Origin of the sequence: Uliginosibacterium flavum, assembly GCF_040566545.1 — a bacterium.
Classification (GTDB): domain Bacteria; phylum Pseudomonadota; class Gammaproteobacteria; order Burkholderiales; family Rhodocyclaceae; genus Uliginosibacterium; species Uliginosibacterium flavum.
On the sequence record NZ_JBEWZI010000004.1, the window covers coordinates 192,307 to 211,068 of the forward strand.

Here is an 18,762-nt window from a genome sequence, read left to right on the forward strand (position 1 = left end):
CTCACCACTCAGGCCGCTGTCGCGCGCTGCGGACGCCGACGCGCCGTTGCCTCGCGCCCACCCGAGATGCGCGAACGCAAACGGGCAATCGCCTGGCTATGCAGCTGGCACACACGAGATTCCGACACCCCCAGCACCTCGCCGATCTCGCGCAAATTCATGTCCTCTTCGTAATAGAGACCCATCACCATTTTTTCGCGCTCAGGCAAATCCTCAATGGACTGAATCAGTGTGTTGCGCATGTGCTGATCCTCAAGCAGGGAGAGTGGATCCTTGGCTTCGCCGATCATGTGACGCTCAAGGAAGTCGTCATCATCATCGTCACCAAAATCCTCGAAGTACACCAGCTGATACCCGCGCGCCTCCTGCAACATTTTCTGATAATCGCCCAGCTCCATGTCCAGCACCTTGGCCAGCTCGCGCTCGGTCGGCTGACGCCCGTGCTGTTGCTCCAGAGTGTGCACGGCACCTTCGATACGGCGCATTTCACGGCGCAGGCTGCGCGGCAGCCAGTCGTTTTCACGCAGGCCATCGAGCATGGCGCCACGGATACGTTGCACGGCGTAGGTTTCAAACTGCGCTCCCAAGCCTTCCTCATAGCGCGTAATCGCGTCCAGCAAGCCGAGCATGCCGTTCTGGATGATGTCGTCCACCTGCACGCTGGCAGGCAGTTTGGCCATCAGATGGTAGGCAATGCGCTTGACCAGCGGCGCGTAGCGCGTGATGAGCTGGTCTTTATCGAGTGTTCCAGCTGCGTTGTACATGGTGATCTCTCTTTTTTCTGGTCTGCGATCCGCCCGAAGCTTTCGTGACTCAGGGCAGTGTTTTCATTCTCGCGCTGCGGCCCGCCGCCGACGCTTCGAACAGGCAGGTCTGCCGGCTTCTATTTCAACTTTAAGGCACGCTCAGCCGAACGCTCGCCGGGCTAGCCGGAAAGCGGGTTTCAAAAGGCTTAGCGGCAGGATTGCGGCAAACCTGAAGCAGACGCTGCATGAAAGTTGCAAGAGCCGTCCGTGCGTCGCTGCCCATTGCCAGCGCCTCGCCCAGACTGCCAATCTGCTCGACCTGCACGCCCAGACGACTGGCCGCCAGTTTGCAAAAGCTGCTCAACACCGCTTCAGTCTGCGCATCGTATTCACCGGCATGGCAGATCGAGAAAGCCATCTGCGGCACCTCGCGCGCCACGCGACGGAGACTTGCCCAGGCCGTCGTCACCGACTTCGGCTGCGCATCGACCACCAACGCCAGACGCGGTGCGGCCAGCAAGAGCGGTGACAAGGTCTGCATTTCGCCCGCTTGCGCCAGCAGCAACCACTCGTCGCACCCGGCCTGCAAACCCTGCAGTTGCGCCAGGGTCCGCTGTGTGATGACCCGTTCGCTGCCCAGCGCCCGCACCAGCCGGCCGACCTGCGCCAGGCGCAACCCAGGCATCACTTCCAGCACGCACTGCGCTTCCCCCACCTGCCCTTCGACGGCCTGCAGCAAATCAAAGCGCGGCGACGCGCCCAGACAATCGGCCAGATTGCCGCAGGCCTGCCATTCGTCCAGCGCCAGCACCTGCCGACCCGCCAAGGCACGCGCCCGCAACTGGCTCGCCACCCAAGGTGTCGTCACCGTTCCACACGGCAGCACTGCCAGCATTTCCGGTGGTGCGGCACGAAACAGGCGGCGCAAGCCCTCCGCCTGATCCATTGCACTGCGATCCATCATGACTTGATCCATTAGCGCGCTCCCCGCATTGCCGCCTGTGCGGCTCCATGACCACCGGCCTGCTGACCGGCCATGAGCAAACAGGCCTCAGCTGAATCCAGCTTGAAAGCCGAATCAGCCCCCAGTTCCCGCAAGGCCCGGTGGATCAGGTAGCTGCGATTGGGCAGGTGCAGATCTTCCGGCACCCGCTGCCCGTTGGCCACGTAATACACCTGCAGCTCCTTGCGCAACGCCACATCCAGTACCGGCGCCAGCGAAGCGGCTTCATCCACCTTGCTCAGGATGCATCCCGCAAGATCCGGGCCATCGTAAGCACGCACCACGTCATCAAGGGTATCACCCCGTGAAGTGGCGTTCAGCACCAGCAGGCGACGCACGCAACCTGCGGCCGTCAACATCGAGGATTGCTCCAGCACCATCTGGTCACGCTGGCACATGCCCACCGTGTCGATCAACACCATGTGCTTGCCGCGCAGATCCTGCAGGGTCTGGCGCAGATCGGAGGCGTCGCGCACCACATGCACGGTCACGCCCAGAATCCGGCCATAGATGCGCAGTTGCTCGTGCGCGCCGATCCGGTATCCGTCCGTGGTAATCAGGGCCAGCTTGTCCGCCCCGTGGCGCACCACGCAGCGCGCTGCCAGCTTGGCGGCGGTGGTCGTCTTGCCCACTCCGGTAGGCCCGACAATCGCATAGACGCCGCCGCGCTCGATGATATCTGCATCACTATCGATCAGTTTCAGCTGCCGATTCAGGCGGCTCTTGACCGCATTCCGAGCCTCAGCCGGGGCCAGATCACCGGCCAGTTCTTCGGTCAGGCTGCGTGCCATCTGGGCGGAAAAACCTGCTTCCAGCAGCTCGCTCATCATCTGGGTGCGGGCCGGCGCGTTGCGTGAAATTTCGCTCCAGGCAAAGCCCGCCAACTGGCGTTCCAGCATACCCTTGATCGAGCCAAGCTCATCGGCCAGACGCGCATTCGAGGCTTCCAGCGCCTCAATGTGCGCGTCGCGTGCTGCCGGTGCAGGGGCTGCGGCCGGACGGGACGGCGCCGCTTGACGCGCTGCGGGCGCCGCAGTCTGCCTGGGTTCAGGCCTGGACTCGGGATAGGGCTCGCCATTGGATTGCACGCGCGGCGGATTGAAGCTGCGCACGCTCATCTGGCTGCCTTCCGCTTCATGCTGCGGACGGATTTCCAGACGCTGTTCGAACTGTGGCGTGGGCTTGGCACGCGCGGGCATCGCGGGCTGCGCATCACGGGCCATGCGGGCAATGTGCTGGCCCAGAGTCACTGTGAAATCGTCATCCTCGGCAGGCCGGCTGGCGGGCCGGGCCGTCGGCGCTGGACGCACAGGCTGCGGAACGGCCACCGGGGCCGGCGTACGCGCTTCACGCACGGTGGCGGAGAGCTCACCCATCTGGTCCGCGGGGATCGCGACGATCTCGATGCCGCCCTCCACTGCGCGATTGGACAGCACCACTGCGTCCGGACCGAGTTCCGCCTTCACCGCCGCCAGCGCCTCACGCGCTGTTTTGCCGACATACCGATTAACCTTGACCATGATCCGAGCCTCCGCTTCCTGTCTTGCCTGAGGAAAGGTCATCCAAAGGGACCTTTCACGCTTGCATTATTGGCTGGTCAATACGCATCCCAGCGCAGGAACAAACGGGGGAAAACACGGCAATTCGGCAGGAGTTTCCGGCAATGTTTGCCGGCGGCAAAAGCCTTGTAGGAGAAGCTCTTACATCACAGTCAAAAAGCGAAAGGCCCATCAAGAGTGGCATGGCTGAAAAGCCTCGCCCAGTATTGATCTACACAAGGCATACCTGAAGAGGTCCGCCCATGGAGGCTCTTCAGGCACCAAATTTTCAGGCCCTCGACAGGCTCCCCGCCAAACGCTTAATCGTTCTCGTCCGGAGCGCGGGAATGATCCAATCCAAGCGGAGCGATCAGCCACCGTAGGTGCGACTTCAGTCGCACACCACGCGTGGGCGGCCGACTGAAGGCTCTCCTGAGCTTGCCGAAGGGTCGGCCCTGCGAAAACCAGAACAGCCACCGATTCACGCTTCGGCTCGTGCGCCACCCTCTCCCCAATCCTCTCCCCTCAAGGGCTGTCGGGCCGACTTGCGACTCGCGACTCGCGACTCGCGAAAATCACCCCAGTCGCGCCGTCACCGCCGGGCCGGTCACGCCCGCCACGCCGAGCGAGGCCAAAGCCTGCCATTCGTCTTCGCTGGCCACGCGCTCGGCAATCACCTGGATATCCAGGCTGCGCGCCACATCGACCACCGCCTTGACGAAGCGCTGATTGCCTTCGTTCTGCTCGATCTCGGCCACGAAGGCGCCATCCAGCTTCAGGTAATCCACACTCAAAGCATGCAACCTTGGCATCGCGGCAAAGTGGCGACCGAAATGTTCGATCCCCAGCTTGCAGCCATGCTGACTCAGCACGGCTGCGAAATCGACCAGCTCGTCGAGCCCGCCGTTTTCGGCAATCCCGCGTTCGGACAGCTCCGCCCACAGGCGTGGCGCACGCCGTCCGGCATTGTCCAGAATGGCCTGCACGCCCGGCAGGAAGGCCGGATCGCTCAAGGACAGCGGCGACAGATTGACGGCGATATCGCCCGCCTCTTCATCCAGATGCGTCATGGCCAACTCAAGCGTCAGCAAATCAAGCTGCCCCGTCATGCCCAGACGGCAGGCCGCCGGCATGAACTGGCCCGCGTTGATCAAGGCGCCTTCGGCATCGACCATACGCAACATGGCTTCGCGGTGCAGCGTAGAGCCATCCACCCGCACGACCGGGAAAAACACCAGCCGGAAGGCGCGACTCGCCAGCGCCATTTCGATACGGCTGCGCCAGTCGTCGCTGCGCGCGGCCATATGCGGCGTCTCACCGGCATTCCCTGCCAAGGGTGGCAGGACGGATTCGGCCTGCATCAGGCAGGCATCCAGGCGCAGCATCGCGCCGCCCAGATCTTCGCCGCGCCGATACAGCGTCCAGCCAATGGCGGCGGGCTGTTCGCGGTCGAAATAGTCCTGCCGGTACATGCGCTCGAATTCCTGCAGCAAGGCTTCGCCCACGCGCAGTGCACCCTGCGCATCCAGCTCCGGCAGCAGGATGCCAAACTCGGCGCCGTTCAGACGCGCGATGGTCGCCGTCTCGTCATACTTTTTCACGTGCTCGTCCAGCATGCTGGCGCAGGCCTGGATCATCATGTCGGTGCGTTCGCGCCCGATGCGCCGGTTCAGCCCGGCCAGATCCAGCACCCGCGCCACTACCAGCGCACCGCCGGGCGCGGCCTGTTCGTCATGCAACGCCTCGCGCAGGCTGCCCATGAACAGGCTGCGGTTGGGCATACGGGTCAGCGCATCCCGATTGGCGTCGTTGCGTAATTGCTCGATGCGCGCCGCCTGCTCGGCAAACATGGCCTGCACCCGGCCGACCATCGAATTCATCGCCCGCCCCACCACGCGCAGCTCCGGCACGTTCGGCTCGGGCAGCATCACGAAGCGGCGAAAACCGATCGCCACTGCCTGCTCGACAATCGCGCGCAGCGGCTTCTGCGTCCAGCGCATCAGCAAGGCCAGTGCTATGCAGAGCAGCACGCCGATCCCGCCCTGGACGATTGCCAGTTTGATCGTACCGCTCCACAGCTCGGCATAGGCATAACGCGCGCTTGCCAACACCTCCACCTTGCCAGCCTGCGTCCAGCCATCCGACACCATCGCTTCACCCGGCGCAGCGTCCAGCGGCACCATGGCCACGAACCAGGCCGGCGCGGTCGAAGCCGGGGCGCCGGTCTTGCGCTCGACTTCCACCTTGCCCTCGATATTGCGATAAGTGATGGATTCGAAGTGACCGGAATCAAACAGCGCGCTCACCAGCAACTCGCGCATCGCCGCATTCTTGCTTTGCTGCGACATCGACAAAGCCAGCGAAGCCGCACTGTCACTGGCCTGCGCATACAGCTGCTGGGCCAGATAGTTGCGCGCAGTCAGCACGCTCAGCGCAAAGCTGGTCGTCAGCGCCAGCAGCATCGCCACCAGCACACTCAACCACAGGCGGGTTAACAGGGACATGTCAGTTCCTCCCGGCGCCCAAGGCGCCCGTGCGAATACGTTTCACGGCTCATAGCCATCATCCTTCATTTTTTGCATCAGGCCGCGCCACAGCGACAGCTGATCCACCGACCCCGACTTCGTACCGGCCCCCTGCTTCCAGATGCCGTCACTGTTAAAACTGAAGACCGGCGCCAGATCCGGGCGGCGCGAAGCCGGCAGGATGCTGGAGGTCAGATTGTCGAGCACCAGCGGCTCGGCCCCCGGCGTCGCATAGTAACCGAGCACCATGTGGGGCTCCGTCACCCCGTTACCCGGCGTGCCAAGAGTCGCTACCACATAGATCCAGCGCAGCTTGCTGCGCTCGACCCCCAGTTCAATCAGGCTGAAATACTTGGCGATCACATAATCCTCGCAATCGCCCGCCCCCTGCCCCAGCGATTCCAGCGGCGTCGCCCAGTAATCCACCACTTTCCACACCTGCTGATCACTCTGGAAACGAATGTGCCGACCGAAAAACTCGTTCACCCGCCGCAATTTGTCTGCCTCAGGCAGCGCACCGGCCTGCCCCAGCATCTCGCGCCACTCGCGGAAATTCTGGCCTCCCTTTTCGCCATAGCGCCCCGTGATGCTCAGCAACATGCGATCAACATCAACCGCAGCGACGGCCAAGGTCACGCCCAGCAGCAGCGCCAAGGCCCCCAGTCGTGAGTGGAGGCAGAGATTTTTCCAGCGCCAGCGCTTCATGCCATGCATCTTTCAGCCAGAAAACGTGATGTAGTTGCTTGTTGGGTTCATTTCGACGCCGTTCGTGATCTTTGACCTAGGACAAACACACATGGCCAGAATAGAATTGCCGCCTGCTTGCCCCCCTGAATGAATATCGGCTCCATAACGCAGCACTGAACCCCGACCATGTCGACATGGTTTGTCTGGAACAGGATCAAAATGCACGCCACCAAAATTCTTGCACTCTCTCTGGCCCTGATCGGCAGCAACCTGCAGGCCGCGACCCTCAATGAGGTGACCGAACGCGCGCTGGCCCGCAGCCCCGATGTCCAGTTGCGCATGCACGAATACAACGCCTCCAGCTTCGAGCAGCAAGCCGCCCGCGGTGGCCTGCGCCCCCGTCTGGATCTGGAGGCCTATGCCGGCCGCGAGCGTTACGACCCAGCGCCCGGCACCAGCAACTACTTCAATCACCCCGGCGCCGCCCTGCAACTGCGCCAGCTGCTGTTTGACGGTGGTGCCACGCGCGGCGACATCAAACGTCTGGGCTTCGCCAAGGCCACGCGTTATTACGAACTGCTGAACACTGCCGACGACATTGCCTACGAAGCCGCCCGCGCCTATCTGGACGTGCAGCGCTACCGACAGCAATCCAATCTGGCCAAGGAAAACTGGGCCATCCACAAAGAGCTGTACGACCAGATCAACTCGCGCGTACAAGCCGGCGTCGGCCGTCGCGTCGATCTGGAACAAGCTGGTGGCCGCCTCGCCCTGGCTCAGTCCAACTGGCTCACCGACACCAGCAATCTGCATGACGTCGGCGCCCGCTTTGAACGCGTCGTCGGTGAAGCTCCGCCGGTGCTGACCGAAGCGCCGGATCTGACCAAAAACATGCCTGAAGACAAACAGGTGCTCACCGAAGCCCTGCGCAACAACCCCGGCTTCATGGCTGCCGTGTCGAACCTGCGTGCCGCCCGCGCCCAGACCGATGTACGCCGCGCCGCCAATTCCCCCACAGTGGAATTCCGGGCCTCCAGCGGCGTTGAACGCAACCGCTCCGGCGTTGACGGCAACTACCGCAGCGACATGGCCCAGATCGTCATGAACTACAACCTGTACCGTGGCGGCGCCGACAATGCCCGCATCGGTCAGTCTGTCGAGCAATACAACGCCGCCATCGATGCGCGCGAAAAATCCTGCCGCGACATCCGCCAGACCACCACGATTGCCGCCAGCAATGTGCGCAAACTGCGCGAACAACTGCGCCTGCTCAATCAGCATCTGCTCTCCACGGAAAAGGCTCGCGACGCCTATCGCCAGCAATTCGACATCGGCCAGCGCACCCTGCTGGATCTGCTCGACACCGAAAACGAACTCTTCCAGGCCCGCCGCGCCTACACCAATGCCGAATTCGATCTGAAGCAGGCCCAGTATCAGGTGCTCACCGTCACCCACCGTCTGCTGCCCGGCCTCGGCCTGGCTCCGGCCATCAGCGAAGCACCCGACACTGAAGATGGCGATCCGCAAGACACGGTTGCCCAGTGCAGCCCGGACATGCCGGCGCCGTTCAATCTGGATCTGGAAGGCGCCATGGCTGGCCGCCCGACCCTGAAATCACCGCCCCTGCCCGCACCGACCGCCCCTGTCACCCTGCCCGCCCAATGCGAATTCGCCGCCAAGGACTGGGCTGCCGCCTGGAGCGCCAAGGATCTGAAGAAATACATGGGCTACTACTCCAACAACTTCCAGCCCCTGACCCGCGCGGATCGTGAAGACTGGCGCAGCTTCCGCGCCCAGCGTCTGGACAAGGACAGCATCTCGGTCGAACTCAAGGAGCTCGAAGTCAAGCAAATCAGTACCGACAGCTGCGAGGTGAATTTCAAGCAACGCTATCGATCATCTGATTTCAACGACGACGTCGCCAAGCGCCTCCTGCTCAAACGCGAAAGCGCCGGCTGGAAGATCATCCAGGAAATTGCCCCGAAGAAATTTTCGGCCAATTGATCAGTTTGATTGCAAAAAAGGCGACCTGCGGGCCGCCTTTTTTGCATCTCTCGAAGAGCCTCTCCCCGCCTGCCTCTCCAGCAATGCCTGCTGAAGACTCAAACTGAAAGCGGTTCTACAGGCAGCGCCTGTGCGCGCCCCCTTATTCCAATTCGCAATAGAAACGAGACACGAAGACGAGCCGCAGACAGTGCTGTAGCACGGCAAGACGAAGTCGACAAAGTATCGGTTCTATTGCGAATTGGAGTTGCTCTGCGCCGCCTCGAAATCCGCATAGCCCTGTAACACCAACTCGTAGGTCTTGTCGATGTTGCTGGCGATATCGCCGTTGAGCACGTTCAGACTCTGCAGGATATCGCTCGCCTCCTGAAAGCCCCGCTCAAAACCGCTGCGGATCGTGGCCATGAAATTCTTCAGCACTTCCGCCTCGTCTTCGCCAGCGTGCTGCGCCTTGAAAGCCTCGAAGAAGCCTGTAGACAGCGACACGATGCGCCCCGCCGTTCCATCCGGCGTGTTGTCCTGACTCATCGCAGCCTGCAGCGCGTTATCGCCGAACTCCGCCTTCAGATTCTCGTTGATGCTGTCGATGGCGGTCTTGTAAAGCAGTGCCAGCGAGTCATTGCCGGAGCTGATCGCCACATCGGCCGAGGCCTGCACAATCGCCGCGTTCTGCTGGGCACGGGCCTGCGCAGCTGCACTCGGCTTCGGGGCCGCATCCGAACTGCGCGCTTCGGATGATTGGGCTTGATTACTGGCTGCAATGGGCATCGACATGTTCTTCTCCTTCAGTGGCGTCAGGGGCGACGCTTGGCTCTGCTTCAGTATAGGTTGCCTCAGCGCGCGCCTTTGTGATGTTTTTGCCCGTCATTTTTATGGCGTCCGGCCACCTCGCGCTGCTCTGCGGCCTGTTTTTGCTTGATGACTTCCTCGGGCGTGGCGAGGGCTGCATCCGTCTGACCGGGGGCGGGTTGGCGGTGTTTCGATCCGTGGCTCATGACTATCTCCTGATGGCGTATGGGCCGGTGGAATCACCGGCCTGACGCCACCACCGTACGCTCGCCAAGTTTCGTACTCGGTGCGGCAGACAACACAGGCACACCGTGCCTGTGTGCCCAAACGCACCGAACCCATCCTCGTGATTCCTTATCTTTGCGGCTGACGGCACGCCTCTGCGCCAGACAGCGCCGCCCATCAAGACCGGCGCCCTGATCTACCCGAAACAATTTCATGAATGGACACCACCATGAGCTACGAAGATCGTGACCCTTACGGCATGTACAAACTCCCGCCAGGCAGTGAATTCGCCTCCGACAACTCGCGCGGCCCCGGCCCCGAGCTGATGGGCGCCAACACACTCCAGGGCAATGATGTTTACAACGAGAAAGCAGAAGATCTGGGCGACATCAAGGAAATCATGCTGAACATGCGCACCGGCAAAATCAGCTATGCCGTGCTCTCCTTCGGCGGTTTCATGGGCGTGGGCGAGAAGCTCTTTGCCGTGCCCTGGCAGGCCCTGATCCTCGACACCGAAAACAAGCGTTTCGTGCTAAATGTCGACAAGGATCGTCTGCAAAACGCCCCCGGCTTCGACAAGGACAAATGGCCCAACATGGCAGACACGACCTGGGCCGAAGGCATTCACGCCTTCTACGGCACGCGAGCGGCCTTTGACGACGAAGACACCCCGCAATATCAAACGCAAACACTGTCCGAACGCCGCGGCGTGCCTCCCCTCTGATCCAGCAATCCAAGGCCACAGGCGCTTGTCGGATTCAAGCGCCTGCGCTCCGGCGTTCAGCAGCAGAAAAAAAAGGAGTCCTCATGCCTCAAAGCTCATGGAACCCGCAACGTGTGCGCCAATACGCGCACATCAAAGACAGTCTGCTGGCGCGTGGCGAGACCGAAAAACTCGCCGAAGACATCGCCGCCCGCACCGTCAACAAGGAACGCGCACGCCACGGTGAAGCCGAACACGTCAGCGCATCGTCGATCAATGACATTTCGTCCGGCCAGCGCGGCGGTCAGCGCTCCCATACCGGCCCTGACGGACGCACCCTGGCGCAACTCCACAACGAAGCCCGCCAGCGCGGCGTGAAAGGGCGTTACCAAATGAGCAAGGCGCAGCTGAAGCGCGCATTACTGCCCTGAAATGGCACTGTCTGCACAGCCGCAGCGGACGGGCCTGTACCGGCAGGCTGCTTGCAAAAGCCCGCCCGCTGCGGCGCTTCAGGCATGCACGCAAAAAAAGCCCGGAACAGCCAGTTCCGGGCCTTTTCATCCGATCAAACTCGCGAATCTCAGAACGGCGCTACACCTGCTGCGGCCCACGGATCAATCTTGCCAAAGCCCGCGTTAGCCATCACCTTGACCGGAATACCTGCCGGATTTTCGACGGCGTAGACGTAATAACTGGCCGGATCGAAAGCTGAGCCGCGCGTCTGGAGTCCGCCTGAGCCATCCAGAATGTTATTGCGCTGAACCAGATCGCCGGGGCCGGATTCCGCATAACCCACATAGGCCGGATAGAGAACATTCTTGAAGTAATTTCCCTCGACCAACACGTCCGCTTCCATGGTTGAAGCAATGCCGTAGATCTTGTTGCCATCGTAGAAATTGTTATAAACGTGCACCTCGCCAAAACGCACACGCGGATGACGCTGATCCGTCTGGAACCAGTTGTGGTGAATGGACGTTTTCAGGAAGCCCGCATCCGTACTGGCGCCGTCGCTGTGACCAATCAGCATGGTCTTGCTGTGATTCTTGAAATGGCTGTAGCTGATCGTGATGTGCGAGGTCTGGCGCGTGATATCGAAGAGACCGTCATGCTCCTTGCCGTCCGGATACACATCACCGTCAGAGAATGTGCAGTGATCCACCCAGACGTGGTGCGTGTTCTGGTTGATCTTCAGCGTGTCGTCCGGCGCACCTTCGAAATACACGTTGCGGATGATGATGTTCTGCCGCTTGTAAATTTCGAAGCCCCCATTCGTCAGCTTGCTGCCGGGCAGGCCGACAATGGTCTTGTCGGAGCGCAGCGGCACCATGCCCTGCATGTCGATCACACCATTGATCAGAACGATGAGTTTCTCGTTGCTATCGGTCAGCGTCTTCAGATCAGTCAGATTGCTGACCTTCACGGCCCGCCCGCCCACACCGCCGGTGGTTGTGCTCAGTCCAAATGCCGACGCACCGGCAAATCCGTCAACCGGATTGAGTGCGCTGCCACCCGATGAGCTGGAAGAGCTGCTCGAAGAAGAGCTACTCGACGAACTGGACGACGAACTGCTTGAGGAGCTTGAGGACGAGCTGCTCGAAGAACTCGACGAACTCGACGACGACGAGGAGCTGCTCGACGAAGAACTGCCGGACTTGACCGAACATTCATTGGTGCCGCCTGCCACACGTCCGCCAAACGTCGCCTCGGCGCAGGCAAAACTGCCGGACAGCGTCTTGTAGAAGAATTTATCTGCACGCCCGAATGCGACATTGCTGGCGGCACTCACCGAGCAGGTCTTGCCCTCGGTGCAGATCGTGGTAAAGCCCGCCGGCCGGTTGGCCGCAACGGCAGTCGTACTGAGCAGCGCCAACAGCGCCCCTGATAACAATGACCTGAACATGGATTTGTCTCCTGGTTTTTGACTGGAATGAATACAACATCTACGGGTTGCTGTTGCCGCACGCATATTTTGTGCAGCCTTCGAAACATGGTCGACAGAAACGCTCATTGCAAGGATAAGTGTCGTCACCCACCAGATTGGCAGACCAACGGACGACCAAGCTGCGCTTTCCAGCACTCGTCAGCCCAAAGACTTATCGCCCCCATGTCATTCCGGGATTGCAGAGAATCTACCGCGGCCAAAAAACCTCAGCATAAATCATGGTTAAAACAAGGACTCGCACACCGGAACAACTTGTCGATTTGCATATTCAGAAAGAGTTTTTGCCGCAGCGCCAACTCTGTCACAGTCAGAATAAAAAACAAATACCGCACCGCAACAACACCAAATGGGTTTCTGATAGTGTTTGCTAGAGCCTCAAAAAAGAAGGCCTGCTTCAACACTCATAAATATTCGACAGAGAGGAATTACCGTGAACAAATATTTTCGTTTCTTTGCTGCCATTCTGAGCTTGGCAACCATGGGAGCTGCGCACGGCGCGGCGCTTTCAACAGGCTTTACCAGCAACAACAGCCAAAACGGCATCATGTTCGATGTCGTCACCTTCAGTAATGCGCTGACGGTGACGGGTTTTGATCTCAATCTCTCGTCCGCCGCAAGCATTATTGAGGTTTACAAAAAGTCGGGAAGCTTTGTAGGCTCTCAAGACAGCGCCTCCGCCTGGACCTTGGTGGGCAGCACAGCCATCACGTCAAATGGCAGTGGCAACGCGACCTTTGTGGATATCGCGGATTTCGGTCTGGAGGCCAATGCCACCACCGGTTTGTACATCACTAGCCAGGGGACTGGCTATACGCAATACACCAATGGAACGGGTGTTGGCAACGTCGCCGCCGCCAATGCTGACCTGCAGATTCTGGAAGGTCACGGCAAGGCCTATGCCTTTTCGACGAACTACAGCCCGCGCATTTTCAGTGGCACGATTCAGTACGAAGTCGCCGCCGTACCTGAGCCTTCGACTTGGGCAATGATGGGTCTGGGTCTGGTGGGTTTGGCTTTCAGCCGCCGCAAAGCCAAGGCCTGATACGACACAGCACAGTTTTGAACGGGGCAATGCCCCGTTTTTTATGCCCTTCACAACGGGGCACTCACTGACAGCCACACAAGCGCCCCCACCGGCCCTCTCCAGCCTCCCTGCTCGCACAAGCCCGCCCCATATGGTTCTTCAGGCTGCTCATTATTCCCGTCCGAACCCGCTGAAATTCAAACGCCCTTGCTTCACCTTGAAACCCTAGCCACAAGGCTTCAGCCGTTATAATCCGCCCCTGATTTTCCTTTCCACCGCACGCCAGCCTCGGGGCCATTCGCCCCGCCAGCCGCCGCGCGGTGTTATGCATTTTTTTGCCGAGCCGCACCACATGACCCGCCCCTTGCCAGCCTCTTCCCCGCTTCAGCCCTTATCCCTGATCAGCCTGCCCAAGCCCGGTCAGCGCTTCGATGTGCCGCGCCTGCATGGTTCGGCGGACGCCGCCGCGCTGGCGCAACTGGCCGCCAGCGGACAGAAGCTGCTGGTGATCACGGCCAATCCGCTGGATGCGCAGCGCCTGACCGAGGAAGTGCAGTGGCTAGCGCCGGGCCTGCGCGTGCATCTGCTGCCGGACTGGGAAACCCTGCCCTACGACAGCTTCTCGCCGCACCAGGATCTGATCTCGGAACGCCTGGCCACGCTCTACGCGATCCAGAAGGGCGAGTCGGACATCACCATTGCGCCGGCCTCCACCGCGCTGTATCGCATGGCGCCGCCGTCCTACATGGCGGGCTACACTTTCTTCCTGAAGACCAAGGACACGCTCGATCTGGATGCCTTCAAGCTGCAGATGGCGCTGGCCGGTTATGAACATGTCACGCAGGTGATCCGCCCCGGCGAGTTCTCGGTGCGCGGCGGCCTGGTCGATCTGTTCCCGATGGGCACGCAGTTGCCGTTTCGCATCGACCTGTTCGACGACGAGATCGACACCATCCGCACCTTCGATCCGGACACACAGCGCACGGTGTATCCAGTGCCGGAAATCCGCCTGCTACCGGCGCGCGAATTCCCGATGGATGACAAGGCCAAGAGCGCCTTCCGCGCGCGTTTCCGCGAGGCTTTCGAGGGCGACCCGACCAAATCGGTGATCTACAAGGACATCTCCAACGGCGTCGCCTCAGCCGGTATCGAGTACTACCTGCCGCTGTTTTTTGAAGAGACGGCGACGCTGTTCGATTACCTGCCGAAAAAGGTGCTGCTGGTCACGCACCAGGACGTACCGGCCGCCATAGAGGCCTTCTGGGCCGAGGCCCGCAACCGCTACAAGCTGATGTCCGGCGACCGCGCACGGCCGCTGCTGGCGCCGGAGCAACTCTTCCTGCCAGCCGAGGCTTTCTTTGTCGCGGCCAAGGAATTGCCGCGTATGGCCATCTCTGCTCCCGGCGAAGCCGCTGAACGCCCCCCTCTCCCGCCTGCGGGAGAGGGACTGGGGGAGAGGGCTTCGGGCGACACGGCGCCCTCTCCCGGCCCTGCGGGCCACCCTCTCCCGCAGGCGGGCGAGGGAATGTCAACGCCCACCGCGCCCCTGCCCGACCTCTCGGTCGAGCGCAAAGCGACCGACCCGCTGCATCGCCTCAAGCACTTCCTCGCCAACTTCCCCTGGCGCGTGCTGCTGCTGGCCGAGTCCGCCGGGCGGGCGCAGACGATCAGCGATTACTTTGCCGAGTACGAATTGCGCCCGGCGGCGAGTGCCGATCTGGCCGGCTTCATGGCCAGCGACGCTAAGCTGGCGCTGGCCGTCGGCCCGTTGAATGCCGGCTTCGTGCTGCCCAGCGCGAACATCGCGATCCTCACCGAGAACGAGCTTTACGCCTCGCAGGTACGCCCGCGCGGGCGTGGCCGCGATGCGCGCAAGAGTTCGGTCGAAGGCTTCCTCAAGGATCTGTCCGAGCTCAAGATCGGCGACCCGGTGGTGCACAGCAGCCACGGCATCGGCCGCTATCACGGCCTCGTTCACATGGATCTGGGCGAAGGCGATACGGAATTTTTGCATCTGGAATACGCCGAGGACACCAAGCTCTACGTGCCCGTCTCCCAGCTGCACCTGATCACGCGCTATGCCGGCGCCGATCCGGAAACCATCGGCCTGCACAAGCTCGGCTCCGGCCAGTGGGAAAAGGCCAAGCGCAAGGCCGCGCAACAGGTGCGCGACACGGCCGTCGAGCTGCTCGCCTTGTACGCCAAACGCGCGGCGCGCCCCGGTCACAAATTCGATTTCAAGCAGCACGATCTGGACGCCTTCGCCGAGGGCTTCGGCTTCGAGGAAACGCCGGACCAGCTCGCCGCGATCAACGCGGTAGTCGAGGACATGCGCAGCGGCCGGCCGATGGACCGGCTGGTGTGCGGCGACGTGGGCTTCGGCAAGACCGAAGTCGCGCTGCGCGCCGCCTTCATCGCGATTAATGATGGCAAACAGGTCGTCGTGCTGTGCCCGACGACCCTGCTCGCCGAGCAGCATTTCCAGACCTTCTCGGATCGCTTTGCCGACTGGCCGGTGAAGATCGCCGAGCTGTCGCGCTTCCGCACTGCGGCTGAGCAAACCGAGGCGCTCAAGCTGGCTGCCGAAGGCAAGATCGACATCCTGATCGGCACCCACCGCCTGCTGCAGAAAGACGTGGTGCTCAAGCGCCTCGGTCTGGTCGTGATCGACGAGGAACACCGTTTCGGCGTACGTCAGAAAGAGGCACTGAAATCCATGCGCAGCGAGGTCGACATCCTGACCCTGACCGCCACGCCGATTCCGCGCACGCTGGGCATGGCCATGGAAGGCCTGCGCGAATTCTCGATCATCGCCACCGCACCGCAGAAGCGTCTGGCCATCAAGACCTTCGTGCAGAGCTATAGCAAGGGCGTGATCCGCGAAGCCGTGCTGCGCGAATTCAAGCGCGGCGGGCAGGTCTACTTCCTGCACAACGAAGTCGACACCATCGAGAACATGCGCAACTCGCTGACCGAGTTGCTGCCCGAGGCACGCATCGTCGTCGGCCACGGCCAGATGAACGAGCGCGAGCTGGAACGCGTGATGAAGGACTTCACCGCCCAGCGCGCCAACCTGCTGCTGTGCACGACCATCATCGAAACCGGCATCAACATCCCGACCGCCAACACCATTGTCATCAACCGGGCGGATCGCTTCGGCCTCGCGCAGTTGCACCAGTTGCGCGGCCGCGTCGGGCGCTCGCACCATCAGGCCTACGCCTACCTGCTGACCGACACCACCAAGCCCACCGCCAACGCGCAGAAACGCCTCGAAGCGATTGCCATGATGGACGAGCTGGGCTCGGGCTTCTATCTCGCGATGCACGACCTGGAAATTCGCGGCGCCGGCGAAGTGCTGGGTGATTCACAATCCGGCGAGATCATGCAGATCGGCTTCTCGCTGTATTCCGAGATGCTCAAGCGCGCCGTCAAGGCATTGCAATCAGGCAAGGAAGTCGATCTGGCGCAACCGCTGGACGTGGCCTCCGAAATCAACCTGCATAGCCCGGCGCTGCTGCCAGACAAGTATTGCCCGGACATCCAGGAACGCCTGACACTGTACAAACGCATGGCCAACTGCGAGGACGGCGACGAGCTGCTGGGCATCCAGGAAGAGCTGATCGACCGCTTCGGCGAGATGCCGGCGCAAACCCTGGCGCTGATGGAAACCCACAAGCTGCGCGTCGCCGCCAAGCCGCTGGGCATCATCAAGATCGACGCCAGCGAATCGCGCATCCACCTGCAATTCGAGCCGAACCCGCCGATCGAGCCGATCACCATCATCAAGCTGATCCAGAACAACCGGAACTGGAAGCTCGCCGGGCAGGACAAGCTCACCATCAACATCACCGCCGACACCCTGGCCGAGCGCGCGAGCAAGGTGAGGAATGTGTTGAAGCAGCTGGGCGGGTGAGGTCGGCCGCCTGCGGCGGAGGACTGAGCAATGAGTGCTGAGGACTGAGAGGGCATCCCTGCACAGCCGCGCCCGCATTGGCTCTTTGGGCGGGGGTGCTGCAACGCCAATACAGGCGCGGCTCGCCGGGGTGCCGCCTGCGGCGGCGAGCGGCGCTACAGGCATGCCATCAAAGCAGTCATCCAAAAGCAGAAAGCCGACACGAAGTCGGCTTTCTGTTGATCAATCAACCGCGAATCAAGATTTCAAAGCAGTCAACACCTCATCCAGCATCTTTTTGGCATCGCCAAACAGCATGCGGTTGTTGTCCTTGTAGAACAACGGATTGTCGACGCCGGCGTAGCCCGAAGCCATCGAACGCTTCATCACGATCGAGGTCTTGGCCTTCCACACTTCCAGCACCGGCATGCCGGCGATGGGGCTGCTCGGGTCTTCCTGCGCGGCCGGGTTCACGATGTCGTTGGCGCCAATCACCATGACCACATCGGTCTCCGGGAAGTCGTCGTTGATCTCGTCCATTTCCATCACGATGTCGTAAGGCACCTTGGCTTCGGCCAGCAACACGTTCATGTGGCCCGGCATGCGGCCTGCCACCGGGTGGATGGCGAAGCGCACGTTCACGCCTTTTTCGCGCAGGTGGCGAGTGATCTCGAAGACGGTGTGCTGAGCTTGTGCCACGGCCATGCCATAGCCCGGAACGATGACCACACTCTTGGCTTCGCGCAGCAGTTCAGTGGTTTCAGCGGCCAGGATCGGGCTCACCTCACCGACAGGTTCAGCGCTGCCGCCAGCTGCCTTGGGTGCGGGCGTGCCACCGTCAGAACCGAAACCACCGGCAATTACGCTGATGAAATTGCGGTTCATCGCCGAGCACATGATGTACGACAGAATCGCACCACTGGAGCCAACCAGCGCACCGGTCACGATCAGCAGATCGTTGGAGAGCATGAAGCCGGTCGCTGCAGCAGCCCAGCCGGAGTAGCTATTGAGCATCGAGACCACGACCGGCATGTCGGCACCGCCGATAGCCATCACCATGTGGATACCAAAAAGCAGCGCAATCGCGGTCATCACGATCAGCGGGATCATGCCGGCAGAGACGGTTTCGGCCTGCAGGAAGGCGTAGCCGAAGTAGATGACGACCAAGAGGCCGATCAGGTTGAGCAGGTGACGGCCCGGCAGCAACAAGGGCTTGCCGCCGATTTTGCCGGACAGCTTGCCAAAGGCGATCACTGAACCCGAGAAGGTCACGGCGCCAATCAGGATGCCGATGTAAATCTCGATTTCGTGGATGGATTTTTCCGCACCGGTGAGAGTGATGGACGTGTCGATGTAGCTGGCAAAACCAACCAGACAGGCAGCCAGACCGACCATGCTGTGCATGAAGGCCACCAACTCGGGCATTTGCGTCATTTTGACGACGCGCGCCAGATACACACCGATCACACCACCAACCACCATGGCGCCAATGATCCACGGCAGGCCGATAGACGCCACGCGCGGGCCAAATACCGTGGCCAGCACGGCAATCGCCATGCCGATCATGCCGTAGAGGTTGCCGCGAAGCGCGGTTTCCTGGTTGGACAAACCGCCCAGACACAGGATGAAAAGAATAGTTGCTCCGAGATAGGAGACTGTAGCCAGACTTGCAGACATGTTATTT

The 18,762-nt window shown here is 61.3% G+C and carries 14 protein-coding genes; 5 read left to right on the top strand and 9 right to left on the bottom strand.

What is annotated here, in order from left to right; genetic code table 11:
- Nucleotides 1-8: 8 nt before the first annotated feature.
- The 5 genes from ABXR19_RS05765 to ABXR19_RS05785 form a co-directional block, all read right to left on the bottom strand.
- Nucleotides 9-764, bottom strand: a complete 756-nt coding sequence (locus ABXR19_RS05765) for an RNA polymerase sigma factor FliA (RefSeq protein WP_354600147.1) — start codon at nt 762-764, stop codon at nt 9-11.
- Nucleotides 765-894: 130 nt separating this feature from the next.
- The gene (locus ABXR19_RS05770; RefSeq protein ID WP_354600148.1) at nt 895-1,710 is read right to left on the bottom strand and encodes a hypothetical protein; all 816 of its coding nucleotides are present in this window, start codon (nt 1,708-1,710) and stop codon (nt 895-897) included.
- An 11-nt stretch (nt 1,711-1,721) separates the two neighbouring features.
- On the bottom strand, nt 1,722-3,269 hold the full coding sequence (gene flhF, locus ABXR19_RS05775; protein ID WP_354600149.1) for a flagellar biosynthesis GTPase FlhF: 1,548 nt from the start codon (nt 3,267-3,269) through the stop codon (nt 1,722-1,724).
- A 593-nt stretch (nt 3,270-3,862) separates the two neighbouring features.
- Entirely contained in the window at nt 3,863-5,791 is a 1,929-nt protein-coding gene (locus ABXR19_RS05780) for a bifunctional diguanylate cyclase/phosphodiesterase (protein ID WP_354600150.1), read from the bottom strand.
- A 42-nt stretch (nt 5,792-5,833) separates the two neighbouring features.
- Nucleotides 5,834-6,517, bottom strand: a complete 684-nt coding sequence (locus ABXR19_RS05785) for a transglutaminase-like cysteine peptidase (RefSeq protein ID WP_354600151.1) — start codon at nt 6,515-6,517, stop codon at nt 5,834-5,836.
- Nucleotides 6,518-6,718: 201 nt separating this feature from the next.
- On the opposite strand from ABXR19_RS05785, the gene ABXR19_RS05790 reads away from it, so the two are divergent.
- Nucleotides 6,719-8,503 (top strand): TolC family outer membrane protein, encoded by a 1,785-nt coding sequence (locus tag ABXR19_RS05790; protein ID WP_354600152.1) that lies wholly within the window; start codon nt 6,719-6,721, stop codon nt 8,501-8,503.
- 231 nt (nt 8,504-8,734) lie between these two features.
- On the opposite strand, the gene ABXR19_RS05795 is transcribed toward ABXR19_RS05790, so the two are convergent.
- Together ABXR19_RS05795 and ABXR19_RS05800 are read right to left on the bottom strand one after the other, a co-directional pair.
- Nucleotides 8,735-9,277, bottom strand: coding sequence for a DUF5610 domain-containing protein (locus ABXR19_RS05795; protein ID WP_354600153.1), 543 nt, complete (start codon nt 9,275-9,277; stop codon nt 8,735-8,737).
- A 59-nt stretch (nt 9,278-9,336) separates the two neighbouring features.
- Nucleotides 9,337-9,498, bottom strand: coding sequence for a hypothetical protein (locus ABXR19_RS05800; RefSeq protein ID WP_354600154.1), 162 nt, complete (start codon nt 9,496-9,498; stop codon nt 9,337-9,339).
- 248 nt (nt 9,499-9,746) lie between these two features.
- Here ABXR19_RS05800 and ABXR19_RS05805 point away from each other — a divergent pair, with 248 nt between their 5' ends.
- On the top strand, nt 9,747-10,241 hold the full coding sequence (locus ABXR19_RS05805; protein ID WP_354600155.1) for a PRC-barrel domain-containing protein: 495 nt from the start codon (nt 9,747-9,749) through the stop codon (nt 10,239-10,241).
- 83 nt (nt 10,242-10,324) lie between these two features.
- Nucleotides 10,325-10,651 (top strand): plasmid stabilization protein, encoded by a 327-nt coding sequence (locus tag ABXR19_RS05810; RefSeq protein WP_354600156.1) that lies wholly within the window; start codon nt 10,325-10,327, stop codon nt 10,649-10,651.
- A 149-nt stretch (nt 10,652-10,800) separates the two neighbouring features.
- Here the strand turns inward: ABXR19_RS05810 and ABXR19_RS05815 are convergent, their stop codons facing one another.
- The gene (locus ABXR19_RS05815; RefSeq protein WP_354600157.1) at nt 10,801-12,120 is read right to left on the bottom strand and encodes a pectate lyase family protein; all 1,320 of its coding nucleotides are present in this window, start codon (nt 12,118-12,120) and stop codon (nt 10,801-10,803) included.
- Between the two features lie 472 nt (nt 12,121-12,592).
- On the opposite strand from ABXR19_RS05815, the gene ABXR19_RS05820 reads away from it, so the two are divergent.
- Nucleotides 12,593-13,204, top strand: coding sequence for a PEP-CTERM sorting domain-containing protein (locus tag ABXR19_RS05820; RefSeq protein ID WP_354600158.1), 612 nt, complete (start codon nt 12,593-12,595; stop codon nt 13,202-13,204).
- Nucleotides 13,205-13,538: 334 nt separating this feature from the next.
- Nucleotides 13,539-17,099 (top strand): transcription-repair coupling factor, encoded by a 3,561-nt coding sequence (mfd, locus tag ABXR19_RS05825; protein ID WP_354600159.1) that lies wholly within the window; start codon nt 13,539-13,541, stop codon nt 17,097-17,099.
- Nucleotides 17,100-17,336: 237 nt separating this feature from the next.
- Here the strand turns inward: mfd and pntB are convergent, their stop codons facing one another.
- Nucleotides 17,337-18,755, bottom strand: a complete 1,419-nt coding sequence (pntB, locus tag ABXR19_RS05830) for a Re/Si-specific NAD(P)(+) transhydrogenase subunit beta (protein ID WP_354600160.1) — start codon at nt 18,753-18,755, stop codon at nt 17,337-17,339.
- Nucleotides 18,756-18,762 lie beyond the last annotated feature (7 nt).